This is a genomic window from uncultured Stenotrophomonas sp., assembly GCF_913778665.1.
In the GTDB taxonomy this organism is placed as follows: domain Bacteria; phylum Pseudomonadota; class Gammaproteobacteria; order Xanthomonadales; family Xanthomonadaceae; genus Stenotrophomonas.
Genome location: NZ_CAJYVQ010000011.1, coordinates 275374 through 288594 on the forward strand (window position 1 = coordinate 275374; position 13221 = coordinate 288594).

Here is a 13221-nt window from a genome sequence, read left to right on the forward strand (position 1 = left end):
AATCAGGCGATGCCCGCAGAAGCCTGCGGTGCTGCCACCAGTGCAGCCAATTGCTGGACCAGGGCCTCGATGTGATACGGCTTGGTACAGCGCGGAGCCTCGGCGAAGCGGCTGGGCAGATTGTCGTCGTAACCGGAGGTGAGCAGGAAAGGAGTGCCGGCCGCAGCGAGCCGATCGGCCAACGGATAGACCTGTTCGCCACCCAGATTGATATCCAGCAGGGCGACATCGATCGGCTGGGTGTCGACCAGCTTGCCCAGCGCCGCCAGATCACCGGCCGGCCCGACCACCTCCGCGCCCTTCAGCTCCAGATAGTCGACCAGGAACATCGCGATGGCGAATTCATCTTCTGCCACCAGTACACGCAGGCCGTTCAGGCCCTCTGGTTTGTTACCTGCTTCCCGCACGCCCTGCACTCCTCCGTACCCGCAGCATGCCTCGCCGCAATGTGGGCAGGATGCGCGAAACGGGTTACAAGGGGGCGTGACGATCGATGGCGAACGCCACCACGCGCCATTCACCCCGGACGTGCATGCATGGTCGGCGCCGTCTCAGAAGGCCCGCTCCCACTTCAGGCTGAGCAGGCTGCGGTCATGGCTGTACAGCCAGCCGACGTTGCTGTCGATGCGCGCGTAGCGCAGGCTCAGGCTGGGTACCAGGCCAGCCACCGCCAACCGTTCGCTGCGCACGATGGCGATCACGTTCTGTTCGCTGTCCTGGCGGCGTGCCTCCAGCAGCGGGCTCCACGCATCGTAGTCGCGCTCGCGCAGCGATGCGAACACGGTGGCGGTGGTGCCGCTCCACTGCCGTGCCAGGCCCAGGCGGATGCCACGCTGGCGGTAGCCGTTGGCGGCGTCGGCGGCACTGCTGTCGGTCAGGTCGACACCGGCGAACACGGTCCAACGCGGGTTCAGTGCACGGAACCAGGTCGCGTACAGGGCGGCCAGCTCGCCATCGTAGTTGTCGGCCAGCCCCTGCTGCCGGTAGCGCTGCCGCTTCCAGTCGGCCTCCAGCTTCAGCAGGCTGCGTGCATCAAGCGCGTACTGCCATTCACCGTGCACACCGCTGCCACCCTGCAATGGATGATTGCCCAGTGCCTGGTAGTCGTAACTGGGCGCGAGCCGCACGGTGTGGCGGGCGCTGCGCCAGCTGTAGCCAGCCTGCACGCTGGCGCTCAGTTCGTTGTAGGCGCTGTGCCCACGCCAGGCCTGGCCGAACGCCAGCCCGCGCACGTACAGGCCGTGGTGACCCGACAATGCCCAGCGCCGTTCGAGGTTGGCGTCGTAGTCCAGTCCGGCAGCGCGTTGCGCATCCGGCAACTTGCGCTCGATGATGCAGTCCGCACCGACGCCGAACAAGCAGGTGCGGCTGGCCGAGCTGCGGTTGGTGTTGTCACTCCACGCAGTACCGGCTGCCAGCGCGCCCTTCCAGCGTTGCCGTGCCTGCAGCGCGGTCAGATAGCCGTCGACGCGCGCGCGTACGCCAGCCGTGGCGGGATCATCACGATTGATGTCGGCGGCGATCACGCTGAACAGTGCCACGGCTTCGTGGTCACGCTGGTCCTCGGCGTAGACACGCGCCAGTTCGAGGCGCGCTGGCAGGAAATCCGGTTGCCTGGCAAGCAGGCGCTGGTATTCGCGTGCGGCCCGCGCGTGGTCACCGGCTACCCGCGCCAACGCGCCCTGCGCATAGTGGCGCAGCAACGGGTCGTGCCCGGGCAGTTCAATGTATTCGCTCAGGAACGCGGCGGCGGCCTGCCACTGCTGTTGTTGCAGCGACAGGTACAGGGCCTGGCCGAGGTCGTCGACGGTGCGCTCCACGCGCAGGGTCTGGCCGTCGATGGTGATGGTCGGCCGCTGCGATTCGGCCTGCTGCAGCCGTTGCTGGTCCTGCTGCTGGTGGCGCAGTTCGCTGCCCTGCTCAAGAACACGACGCAGATCGTCCTGCTGGGCGCCCACATCGGCGGCGGCCAGCAGCAGAACGAGAACGAAGATGGGGTGGCGCATGGTCGATCCGTGTGGGGCGTACAACGGGCCTAAGCAGGGACTGGCGGATCGCGGCTTGTCCCTGCCCTGCCCCGTCAGGGGCGTGGCGATCAGTTCTTGCTGCCGCCGAAGGCGGTGTCGTACTGGCTGTTGCCGCTGAAGGTGGCGATACCGGCCAGGGCGGCCGCGTTGGCGCCGAAGAACTGGCCGTGGGTGGTGCCGGTGACACTGCCGTTGGCCGTAGCGGTGCCGGCGAACGAGGCGGTGGCGCTGTTGATGTTGGCGTTGACGTTGATCGACAGGCCGCCACCGGTCAGGCCGCCGAGGAGGGTGCCGCTGCCGAAGTTGGCGCGGAAGGTGCCCGACAGCAGATTGCTGCCGTTGAACTTGTTCAGGCCCGCCACGCTGTAGGTGGCCACACCGGCCGGCAGCGTGGTGCCGGCACGGTCACCAGCGAAGTACACCTGTCGGTTGTTGAAGCCACCGGCGGCGCCATCCTTGGACCATTCGCCGAACCACACGTCACCACTGCCAACCTTGACAAAGTTGAAGTGGCCCATGCCAGCATGGCTGCCCGGTGCACCGGTGATCGGCATGGCCAGCGTGCGCACGGCGGTGCCATTGACGGTGGTGGTGCCCGAGTACAGGCTCAGGCCCTGGAAATCGACCGGCTTGGCGTTGGAGACGGTGCCGACGCCGATACCGGCCTTGCCTGCCTGGTGCGGGCCACCGTTGACCTGCGATTCGCCGACGGCAACGTACAGCTCGGCGTCGGTCACCGGGCTGGCCGCACCGACGATGTCAGCGGCATGCGCGGCACCGGCCAGGGCAAAGGTGGCAGCAACGGCGAGCACCGAGCGGGAGATCATCTTCATGGTATTGCTCCTTGGGTTGTGGGAACTACGGGTACAACGGTTGAAAGCGGCAGGTCAGAAGCGCGCGGTGATGCCGAGCTTGAGGGTGCGGCCGGGCGCCGGCAGCGTGGAGCGCGTGGCCGGATCGACGTAGTAGCGGTTGCCGAGATTGCTGCCCACCAGCTCGGCGCTGGCATGGTTGCTGAAGCGCCAGCGCGCATAGGCATCGACGGTGGTGATGTTGCCCCAGGTGAACGGCACGTTCTGCCAGAGCAGGCTGCTGCCACCGGCCAGCAACCGGTCGCGGTAGGCCTGCAGATCGGGGTTGTCGTGGCGCCGGTAGTGGACGATGCGGCTGCCAAGTTCCAGGCGCTCGTCAAACAGGCGCGTGCCCAGCGACCAGTTCACCGAAAGTTTCGGAATGGCCTGGGTCAGCAGGTAGCCGCTGACGAAACCATCCTGCACGCAGTTCGGCACCAAACCGCGGTTGGCGTCAAGCAGGACGGCGCTGCTTTCGTCGCAGACCTTGTTTTCCAGCGTGCGCGAGATGCCCAGGTCGGTGAAGAAGCGACGATTGTCGAAGCGTGCCTGCAGTTCGATGCCACGGATGGTCTGCTTGTCGATGTTGTCGAACCGGAAATACGCATCGCGTTCGATCACGTTGCGGGTCTTGTGCACGTAGTAGGCCAGCTTGACATCGGCATCGGCGGTGTTGCCGAACAGACCCGACAGGTTGTGCACGTAGCCCAGCTCGTAGTTGTGGGCGTGCTCGGGCTTGAGGGTGTACAGCGGATTGAGGCTGCTGGAGAAAGCGATGGTGCTTTCGAACATGCTCGGGAAACGCACCGCTTCGCTGTAGCGCAGGTAGACGCGCGCTGACCTGGACAGGTTCACCGTGGCCGAGAAGGTGGGCAGCCACGCGTGATCACGCTGGCGATCATTGCGCCCGTCCACAGGCCGCGTCTGCATGGTGTTGCCGATAGTGCAGACCAGGTCGCTGCCGGGGTAGACCGGCAGCACGCCGGGAATGGCAGCCACCTGGCCGTTGAGGCAGGGGTTGGTCGCACGCGCATAGTTGCCGTTGGCATCGGGCAACCACGGCACCCGGTGCTCTACCGCTTGCGGGGTTTCGTAGTAGGCCAGCAGGCCGCGCAGTGCATCATCGACCACCCAGCCCATGCCGATGCTTTCCCAGAACTCGCGGTCGGCCTGCAGCGCATCGATCTCCGCCTGCAGGCTGGCCGGGCGCTCGGGCAGCTCGTTGACCCGGTAGGTGGCCTCCTTGCTGCCCACGCCCTTGGTCAGCAGCTCCGGATGCGCCTGCAGGAAGTCATCGAAGGCCCAGTAGCGGCTGTAGCGCACGCCGGCGTTGAGGGTCAGGAACTCAACCGGTCGCCATTCGAGGTTGAGGTAGCCTTCGCCCTCCTGGCGGCGGCCGGCACGCGGAAACATGCGCCAGCCATCGGTCGTGCCGAAGTACGGGTCACGCGACGCGAGCTTCTCGTACTGCCAGTTGCCACCCACGGTCAGGTCGAGCGTGGAATGCAGCGCGAAGCGGTTGCTCAGGGCCAGGCCGGTACGATCATTGCGCGCGTTGCCCAGTGCGGTGTTGCGCAGGATCGGGCTGACCCCGGGATTCCACGCCGGATTGCCCGGTGCGAAATTGGGAAAGCCGCCTGCAGTGTAGGTATCACTCTCCGTTTCGGTGCGCCACAGGTTGGCGTACAGGTCCTGCCAGCGCCTGCCGGCCGGCTGCCAGCGGTACTCCAGGTTCCAGGCATCGGAGTCGACGCGGCTGAGCGGCCACTGGATGCGGCCGTAGTCCGGCGCTGACAGGATGCGCGACGGCATGATCTCGCCGTAGTGCGACAACGTGCGCCGCCAGGTTGCTTTCAGCTGCTGGTCGTCGTTTATCTGCCACGTCCCCTTCACCAGCCACGATTCCTGCTCGCTTGAAGTGTTGGGCACTTCATCGCCGGGCTTGAAATAGCGCGCCAGCGTGGTGATGTAGTCGATGCCCTGGTACTCGAACTGTTCCCGCGGTTCCTGGTCGTAGTAAGCGCTGCCCTTGCCGCCGGAGAAGTAGTTGCCGCGCTTGCGCCAGGCATAGGCGGCCATCAGGTCCACGGTGTCGCCGCGGTAGCCGAGCGCCAGGCGCCAGGCCTGGTCCTCGCCGTCGAAAGGATTGTTGCCGCTGCGCGACTTCACCGGCACCACCAGCGTGCGGTCATCGTAGGGGGAGGCTGGCGAGCCCTGCGGGAAGCCCGGCACCGTGCGGTAGTCCTCACCGGTGTGCAGGCGCGGCAGGCGAGGCGCCACCGCATTGCTGCTGCCTTCGATCTTCAGCTCCCCGCCGAAGCGCTCGCCGGCAGCGACGATGTCATCGACGTCGATGGTCTTGATCACCAGCGCGCCACCGATCCCGCTGTGCACATCGCGCACCAGCCCTGGCCCCTTGATGACCTGGATGCCACCAATCAGGTTGGGATCGATGTAGTTGCGGTTGCTGACGCCGTTGTAGCCGCGCCAGACGGTCAGCGCCTGTTCGCCCCCGTCGATGCTGACCGGCACCCGTCCCGGCCCCTGGATGCCGCGGATGTTGATGTCCAGGGCGCCGCTGTTGCGCGCATCACCACTGAACACGCCGACCAGATCCTTGACCACGTCGGCCGGATTGGAGCCGCGGTAGCGCTCCACCCGGTCGCGCCCCGAATACGCCGTGGTCAGGTCCAGCGCGAACACATCATCGTAGCCGCGCCGATCGCGGGCCTCGCCCCCTTCCGGCTGCAGGCGGCCGGCCACGTCCAGGGTGCCGGTCACCCGCACCCCTTCCCCTTCACCGGCCTCCGCTGCGGCACGCAGGGTCCAGGTGCCGTCCATGCCGCGTTGTGCGCGCACACCGCTGCCGCGCAGCAGCTGCTGCAGGGCCTGCACCTGGCTGTACTCGCCCTGCACCGCACTGGAACGATGGCCTTCGACCAGATCACTGCGGAACACCACCTGCACGTCGGCCTGGCGGCCAAAGGCACGCACCGCATCGGCCAGCGGTTGCTCCGGAATGGCGTACGTGCGCAGTGGCGCGGCGGCCGCCGCTTGTGCCTGCACGGCCGGCACCCAGGCCAGCGGCAACAGAGCGATGGAAATGGCCAGGGCCAGCACGGTGGCGCGGCGATGACAGGCAGATGCCGTGGAAGGCATGGGCAGCAACTCCTCAAGCGGGGCGGGACCAGCGGTACATCCGGTGCCGGTGGCGTCTGTGGCTTGAGGAGAAACGGTGTTTCGCTCTGGCTATACCTCTACAGACAATGGGGCGCAGCGACTGCCCACGGTTTTTTCATGTTCTTTTCATGCAGCCGGCTCATCCATGCTCCGCAGGTGCTTCACCACACCAGCAACACACCACCGGGCAAGCGCTGCACCCGGAGGCCTGCCTGCGTGGCCACCGCATCGATGGCCGTCTCCGGCTGCTGCAGATGGAACAGGCCACTGACCCGCACGCGTGCGCCCTGCCCGCTCAGCACCCATACCGGCGCACGCCGGTAGCGGGCAAGATCGGCGATCGCCTGCGCGGCCGGCTGGTCGTCGATCGCCACCTCACCGCGCCGCCACGGCGCCATCGCCTCCGGCGCAGCCCGCCGCAGCGGCTGCAGCCAGCGCCCGTCACGGAACGCGCGCATCTGTCCGGCACGCAGGCGCTGCACGCTGCCGTCGCCGGGGCGTACATCAACCACGCCCTCGCTGACCTGGGTGATGATCGTGGCGCCCTGCAGCGACACGCTGAAGGCGGTGCCGATATCCAGGATCTGGCCACCGCCAGCGTCGACCTGGAACGGCCGCCGCTCATGCGCCACCTGGAACCAGGCCTGGCCGCGCAGCAGGCGCAGTCGTCGCTGCTGGTCGTCAAACTCGAGTGCCAGCGCGGTGCCGGCGTCGAGAACCGCGGTGCTGCCATCGTCCAGCCGCGCCACGCACGGCGCATCGCCGCTGCGCAGGTCGCTACGCGCCAGCAGCAGCGCATGCGGTGCGGCCGCGACCATCATCACCACTGCCGCGGCCGAGGCCAGCAGCCATGGCAAGCGCCGACGCGGCGCGATCAGGCGCAGCCCCTGGCGGTCCGCGGTCAGCTCCGGCAGCGCGGCCAGCACCTCCGGCCCGGCCGCATCCAGCCCCTGCCAGAACGCCTGCTGCCGGCGCCAGGCCAGCGCATGGCGCGGATCGGCCTGCAGCCATCGCTGCAGGGCTCGTTGCTGGCGTTCCGGCAGCAGGCCTGCACTGGACCGGATCACCCAGCGCAACGCCTGCCTGGCCTGACGCGGCGAGGGTTCGGACGTAGTCATGGTTGTCGCCTGCCGCACCACGAACGGGTGCGCTTTCCTGTTGTGACAACGGTGGGGGCGATCTGCCCACGGTAATCGCCGCTCATCGACGCGCTCCCTGCTGGTGCTGCTGGATCCGCAGCGCCGCGCGCAGCACATGCTTACCGACCAGGCTCTTGGAGATTCCCAGTCGCGTGGCGATCTCCCGCTCGCTCAGGCCCAGATAACGGTTGAGCACGAAGCACTCGCGCACCTGTGCCGGCAGGGCGAGGATGGTTCGGGTGATCTCGCGCAGCTGCGCCTGGTCCAGTGCCTGCGCCTCGCCATCGCCGCGTGCCTCGGCCATGTCGACGGCGTACTCGGCCATCGCACGCCGCTCGCGGGCATCGGCCTGGCTGCGGTTGAGCGCATGGTGGTAGGCCATGCGGTACAGATAGCCGCGAGGCTCCAGGATGGGCGGATCGCCGGGCACACTGCTGGCCTTCAGGTACAGGTTCTGCAGAGTGTCCTCGGTGCTGGCCGGGTCGAGGTAGCGCGCGATGAAGCGAGACAACGCACTGCGCTCGCGGATGAGCAGCTCGACCAACGCCAGGGCATTGGGAGACATAGGTGCCAAGGCCGGACCGGGGAATGATGGGCGTGATGGCGACGGTCCGGACGTGGATTGTGGGCTGCGCGGCCGCAGGCGGCAAGTTCCTGCATCCACGTATCGCGTGGATCTGGAACCTCGCGCAACGGGAAGCCGAGCGTGGGCTCGGCTCCACATACCGCTCAGCGCCGTGAATGCAGCACGGTGCGCTGGCGCATGGCGTTGAACTCCTGTTCCACCTGCTGGATGTCCTCGGCCTGGAACCCGGCCGCCGCCAGCACCTGGTCGGCGGCCACAGCCGCCAGCGGATCGTCGTCGCGCTGGCGCCAGCAGCGCGCTGGCAGGAAATAGCCCACTTCGCTGCGTCCGCGCATGATGACCACCGGTCGGCCGGCATAGAGCAGGAACTCCGCCAGGTGCTGGCGCAGCCCCTCCACCGACACGTAGGCCGGCCCGATGCCCAACGACTGGCTGGACGGCTCGGGACTCTCGAACAGTTTGCGACGGCTCATCCACTCCTCCTTTTGAACAACGCGTGGTCTCCTTTCCTTAGACGGGCGCATCGCTGCGCCCCCGCCACGTACTACGTGATCCCCATCACGCCCACCACTCAGAACCCGGTGTTGAATTCCAGCTGGAACACATCGATCGACAACGGCGCGCCGGACACTTCCTTGGCCGCCATCCACTTGCCGCTGATCCAGCTGCGCGCGTCCAGCGCGTAGGCGCCGCCCACGTAGTAGCCACGGGCATTGGTACCACCCAGGTGGAAGTTCGGATCGTTGTAGGCATCGGGCAGCGCATCGGCTTCGATGCGCTTGTAACCCAGCAGGGCCGTGCATGCGCATCAGCAGCCACGCGCGAGCGAGCGCCGCAGGCGACAGCGCACCCGTTTCGCAGAACGGCAGTACCTGCTGCTGCAGCCGCAGCAGCATAGCCAGCGGATGCGCCTGCGGCTCGAACGCCAGCAGCACGGCCTGCTGCCGCCACTGCGCGTCGGACACCACGCACACCCACGGCGAGCCGTACCGGTGCACCATCAAGGGGCGTTGCTGCGTGGTTTCCAGCAACGCCGACAGATTGCGGCGCAGATCCACCACGCCGATGGTCTCATTGCGCATCCTTGGCTTCTCCTTGCTTGCAACAGCCCTGCGCGGTGCGCACGGCCAGCGCCTTCATCTAACCAAGGACGGCAATACCACCGGGAAAGCGACGCAGCGCGAGCGACATCGTCAACCTAAGCTGTTCCAGCGCCGCATCCGGATCATCAATGCGGAATCGCCTGCTCACCGGCGCACGCGCCAGCGCGGTTTGGCCCAGCATCACTTTGCCGCGGCGGTAACGATTGATCTCAGCCATCACCTCACGCAGCGGTGCGCGGCGGAACACCAGCATGCCCTCGGTCCAGGCACTCACTTCCGAAGCCACGGCCTCGGCCACCACGCCACTGAGACGCTCGTCGTACCGGGTCTGCTGGCCGGCCTGCAGCTGCAGCCGGCCCTGCGGGTGCTCGATTCGGGCACTGCCCTGCAGGCAGGTCACCCGCACCTGGCCCTGGGTGTTGCGCACGTCCAGGCGCACCGCACCTTCATCGGCGATCACGCAGCCTGGCCCCGCAAACAGCGCCAGGCGCATCCCGGCCCGGGCCTCGATCGCGGCCTGCCCCTGCATCAGTTCGAAACCTTCGCCCTGCGCGCCAGCGCGCCGGCGCAGGCTGCTCTGCGTATCCAGCTGGATCTTCAACTGCAGCGAAGGCGCGATCTGCAGCCGTTCACCGGAGCCTGTATGGAAATCGGCCGCCATCGCCGTCACCGATGGCCACAGCCCCAGCGGCGGGCGGAGCGCTGCCACCACGGCCAAGCTGGCCGGCGCCGCCATGGCGGCGCCGAGGAAGGCGCGGCGGCTCCAGCGCTGGGCCGGTGTCGGCGCGACAGTCGGCGCGACAGGCTGCCGTGCATCTGCGGGTAACTGCTCGCCCGCCAGGCGTACCTGCTCCCATTGCCGGCGCGCACGACCGAACGCCTCGCGATGGCGCGGGTCTTCCTCGCACCACGCGCGGAACCTGCTCCCATCAGCGGCGGTGGCTTCGCCCGAGGTCAATCGCACCACCCACGCGTGGGCCTGACGCTCGACGGCATCCAGCGGGCGTTGCGGGCGATCGTCAGGATCCATGAGGGCTCATGCCGGACCCGCACGCTGCGGGGTTCTGCTCGGCGTCAAAGTGTAGACGGATGCCGTCGCTCAGAGCCGCACCTGGCGCCCCTGCCCGCTGCGCTCGGCCAGGTAGTCCTGGGCTGCCTTCAGCTCGCGCTGCACCAGCCGCAGCGACACACCGAGGTGATCGGCCACATCCCGCTGCTGCAGGCCGTCGACGCGGATCGCCAGCAGGATGCGGCGCCGGCGCTCGGGCATGCGCTGCAGCAGCCCGACCATGTCTTCCAGCGCGAACTCCAGTTCGGCGGCCTGCGCCGCGCCCGGTGACGGGTCGGCCATGTCCATCAGCGTGTCCACTTCCTCCAGGCTCAGCAGCCGATGGTCGGCACGTTGGCGGTCGATCACGGTGTTCATGGCCATGCGCAGCAGGTAGGCCACCGGATTCTGCACGGCGTCCAGGCGGTCACGGCGCGCGCTCAGGCGCATCCAGGTGTCCTGCAGCGCATCGCCGGCCAGCTCCTCCGAACCCAGCTTGCGCACCAGCCGGCGCTTCAGCTCGTCATAGGCGCCCAGAAGATGGTCCATCAGGTCAACTGCCGCAGCCGCACCGTTGCTCATGTTCGAATCCTTGAAGTCATGGAAGGGGCGCACGCCGGCCACAGTCGTGGTCGGTGCCGGAAGGGCGGATCTGCAGCGTCACCGGCTGCGGCAACGCGGCGGCATCGGCTGCCAGCGTCAGCGCCTGCAGCGCCTGCAGCAGGCGTGCATCGCGACGCGCATTGCCACTGCCGGATAGCAGTTCGGGGGAGTACACCTGGCCGTCATTGCCAACGCTGAAACGCAGGGTCGCGGCGTAGCGACCTGGAGCCAGGTCGGGATCGCCACAGAACGCATCGCGCAGGCGTTGCTGCAGGCCGCCATAACGGCGCCGGCGCTCGGCGTCGGGCAGTCCAGCATCAAGGGTGGCTCGGCCGGCGCTAGAGGCGCCACGGCGCAGCACCACGCGCTGTTCGCCAATCACCTCGGCCTCGACCCCGGAGTCCTGCAGCAGTGCCTGCAATGCGAGCAGCGGCGGCAGGTCACCTTGCAGCGCATGGCTGCTGCGACCGGCGGCCAGGTCACCGGGGTACATCACCGACCACCCGCTGATGACGCTGAAGTGCTCGACCGCCTGTTCCAGCGGCTGCGCAGGGATGTCGTAGGCATGAACACCGTCCTGTGCGACAGCGGCATAGGGCAGCAGCAACCATCCGGCGATGGCCAGCCTCCACGTTCTGATCGCATGGTGTCCATTCAGCCCCCTGACGTAGAACACATGACCCTCGGCAGCGACAGCAGCTGCAGTGGACGCGCGGCACGACCGGAGCCCCGGCCCGCGCTCGACCCGCAAGCGGGCTCAAACCGTACCCGGACCACATGTCATTGCGATGACCGCCTACGACCGACGTCGAGCCAGGCTCCGCTAAGCCGATCACCCATCAGGAATCAATGACTCGAGCAGAAAGGACGGCGATACCCCCTCGCCGCACCAGGCATCGCTGTTGCTGTTGCTCCTGAGGTTGTCGGCCAGCCGCCGGCACTGCCGCAGGTGCCGGGTGCAACCCGGCCACAAATCCCATCCCTCAAAGCGGCAGCTGGGTCGTCTGCTTGATCCGCTGCATCGGAATTTCGGTCTTGGTGTTCTGCACCCCGGCAATCCGGTTCAGGTGCTGCATCTGGAACTGCCGGTAGGCATCAAGGTCAGCCACCGCCACCCGCAGCAGGAAATCGCAGTCACCGGCCATCAGATGGCATTCAAGAACTTCCGGGAAAGACTTGATGCTGTTGATGAAGTGATGGGTGGTGTCTTCGTCCTGCCCGCGCAGCCACACGCGCACGAACACGGTGAAGCCGTGGCCGACCTTGGCCTCATTCAGCAGGGCCACGTAGCGGTCGATGTAACCGCCCTCCTCCAGCAACCGCACCCGCCGCAGGCAGGCCGAAGGCGAAAGGCCCACCTGCCGGGCCAGCTCCAGGTTCTGCAGGCGCCCATCGCGCTGCAGGGCGTCAAGGATGCGTCGATCAAGGTTGTCGAGTTGGCACTGCATTGCATTTCACCATTGGCGGCGATGGCCGCATGCAATTTCAATATTCCCGAATCCAATGGCATCAACGCAACCCGATTTTGCGATCGGACCGCTAGCATGAGCCACCACCCCCATCTCGCTGTGCCGTTCCATGGACGCCCGTACCACCCTTCCCCTGCCCGATACCTGCGATACCGCACCGCGTGCCGAGTTCCTGCGAGGCCTGCGCGCCGCCGTACCGGTAATGGTCGGCTTCATTCCCTTCGCCCTGGTACTCGGCGCCCAAGCGGCCCAGAAGGGCCTGAGCGCACTGGAAGTGCCGTTGATGACCGGACTCAACTTCGCCGGCGGCTCGGAATTCGCGGCGGTCGAACTCTGGACCTCGCCGCCGCACATCGCCCTGATCGTGGCGATCACCGCGCTGGTCAACAGCCGCCACCTGCTGATGGGCGCCAGCCTGGCCCCGCTCCTGCAGCACCTGCCACGCCGCCGGGTGCTTCCGGCCCTGTTCTTCATGTGCGATGAAAGCTGGGCGATGGGCGTGGCCGATGCACGCCGCCGCGCGCTTGGCTTCAGCCTGGCCTACTACCTGGGCGTGTCAGCCGGCCTGTACACAGTCTGGGTGGCCTGCACCGCGCTGGGCGCGATCGTCGGACCGATGCTGGGCGACATCCACGCCTACGGCTTCGACATGGCCTTCCCCGCCGTGTTCCTGGTGCTGCTGCGCGGCATGTGGCAAGGCATGAAGGCGGCGCGGCCGTGGCTGGTCAGCCTGGTGGTGGCCGCTGCCACCCACCTGCTGATCCCGGGCGCGTGGTACGTGGCGAGCGGCGCCCTGGCCGGCCTGGCGGCTGCCTGGCTGCTGGCGGAGGACGCAGCATGATCTTCAACGGACTGATCCACTGGACCTCCGTGCTGACCATCGTGCTGATGGCTGCCGCCACCTACCTGACCCGCATCGTCGGCTTCCTCGCGCTGCGCAACCGCACGTTGAGCCAGCGTGCGGTGACAGTGATGGAGGCCGCGCCGGGCTGCGTGCTGATCTCGGTGATCGCGCCGGACTTCGTCGCCGACAAGCCCGCCGACCTGGCCGCACTGGCGATCACCCTGCTGGCCGCCACGCGGCTGTCGATGCTGCCGACGGTGCTGATCGGCGTGATCTCGGCCGGCGCACTGCGCTATCTGATGAGCTGACTGGACGGGCGCCGGGCACGGCCCGGCACTGACGATCGATGACCGCATGGCTTGGGCACGCGC

General features: G+C 67.5%; 13 protein-coding genes and 2 pseudogenes. 2 read left to right on the top strand and 13 right to left on the bottom strand.

The window, feature by feature from the left end; translation table 11 throughout:
- Nucleotides 1–2: 2 nt before the first annotated feature.
- The 13 genes and pseudogenes from QZ853_RS16565 to QZ853_RS16620 all read right to left on the bottom strand — a co-directional run bounded on the left by QZ853_RS16565 (nt 3) and on the right by QZ853_RS16620 (nt 11985).
- Nucleotides 3–407: a response regulator gene (locus QZ853_RS16565; RefSeq protein WP_295576318.1), complete on the bottom strand. Its 405-nt coding sequence runs from the start codon at nt 405–407 to the stop codon at nt 3–5.
- 144 nt (nt 408–551) lie between these two features.
- Nucleotides 552–2006 carry a porin family protein gene (locus tag QZ853_RS16570; protein WP_295575500.1) on the bottom strand — a complete coding sequence of 485 codons (1455 nt, stop codon included), beginning with the start codon at nt 2004–2006 and terminating at the stop codon, nt 552–554.
- Nucleotides 2007–2095: 89 nt separating this feature from the next.
- Nucleotides 2096–2860 carry a Slam-dependent surface lipoprotein gene (locus QZ853_RS16575; RefSeq protein WP_295575503.1) on the bottom strand — a complete coding sequence of 255 codons (765 nt, stop codon included), beginning with the start codon at nt 2858–2860 and terminating at the stop codon, nt 2096–2098.
- 54 nt (nt 2861–2914) lie between these two features.
- On the bottom strand, nt 2915–6037 hold the full coding sequence (locus QZ853_RS16580) for a TonB-dependent receptor (protein WP_295575505.1): 3123 nt from the start codon (nt 6035–6037) through the stop codon (nt 2915–2917).
- 182 nt (nt 6038–6219) lie between these two features.
- A complete protein-coding gene (locus QZ853_RS16585; protein ID WP_295575508.1) occupies nt 6220–7176 on the bottom strand; it encodes a FecR domain-containing protein in 957 nt (318 codons plus the stop codon).
- Between the two features lie 82 nt (nt 7177–7258).
- Nucleotides 7259–7762 carry an RNA polymerase sigma factor gene (locus tag QZ853_RS16590; protein WP_295575511.1) on the bottom strand — a complete coding sequence of 168 codons (504 nt, stop codon included), beginning with the start codon at nt 7760–7762 and terminating at the stop codon, nt 7259–7261.
- Nucleotides 7763–7926: 164 nt separating this feature from the next.
- Entirely contained in the window at nt 7927–8256 is a 330-nt protein-coding gene (locus tag QZ853_RS16595) for a hypothetical protein (RefSeq protein WP_295575514.1), read from the bottom strand.
- Between the two features lie 98 nt (nt 8257–8354).
- Nucleotides 8355–8579, bottom strand: a pseudogene (locus tag QZ853_RS16600) (putative porin); the annotation flags it as partial.
- Nucleotides 8578–8865, bottom strand: a pseudogene (locus QZ853_RS20590) (hypothetical protein); the annotation flags it as partial. The pseudogenes QZ853_RS20590 and QZ853_RS16600, both read right to left, overlap by 2 nt.
- 58 nt (nt 8866–8923) lie before the next feature.
- Nucleotides 8924–9916, bottom strand: coding sequence for a DUF4880 domain-containing protein (locus QZ853_RS16605; RefSeq protein WP_295575517.1), 993 nt, complete (start codon nt 9914–9916; stop codon nt 8924–8926).
- A 69-nt stretch (nt 9917–9985) separates the two neighbouring features.
- The gene (locus QZ853_RS16610; protein ID WP_295575519.1) at nt 9986–10516 is read right to left on the bottom strand and encodes a sigma-70 family RNA polymerase sigma factor; all 531 of its coding nucleotides are present in this window, start codon (nt 10514–10516) and stop codon (nt 9986–9988) included.
- 16 nt (nt 10517–10532) lie between these two features.
- Nucleotides 10533–11213 carry a TonB C-terminal domain-containing protein gene (locus QZ853_RS16615; RefSeq protein WP_345777910.1) on the bottom strand — a complete coding sequence of 227 codons (681 nt, stop codon included), beginning with the start codon at nt 11211–11213 and terminating at the stop codon, nt 10533–10535.
- Nucleotides 11214–11520: 307 nt separating this feature from the next.
- Nucleotides 11521–11985, bottom strand: a complete 465-nt coding sequence (locus QZ853_RS16620; RefSeq protein WP_295575523.1) for an Lrp/AsnC family transcriptional regulator — start codon at nt 11983–11985, stop codon at nt 11521–11523.
- Between the two features lie 130 nt (nt 11986–12115).
- Between QZ853_RS16620 and QZ853_RS16625 the strand changes: the two genes are divergently transcribed.
- Both QZ853_RS16625 and QZ853_RS16630 read left to right on the top strand, forming a co-directional pair.
- On the top strand, nt 12116–12847 hold the full coding sequence (locus QZ853_RS16625) for an AzlC family ABC transporter permease (protein ID WP_295575526.1): 732 nt from the start codon (nt 12116–12118) through the stop codon (nt 12845–12847).
- Nucleotides 12844–13158, top strand: a complete 315-nt coding sequence (locus QZ853_RS16630) for an AzlD family protein (RefSeq protein WP_295575528.1) — start codon at nt 12844–12846, stop codon at nt 13156–13158. Before QZ853_RS16625 ends, QZ853_RS16630 begins: the two co-directional genes overlap by 4 nt.
- The last annotated feature ends 63 nt before the right edge of the window (nt 13159–13221 follow it).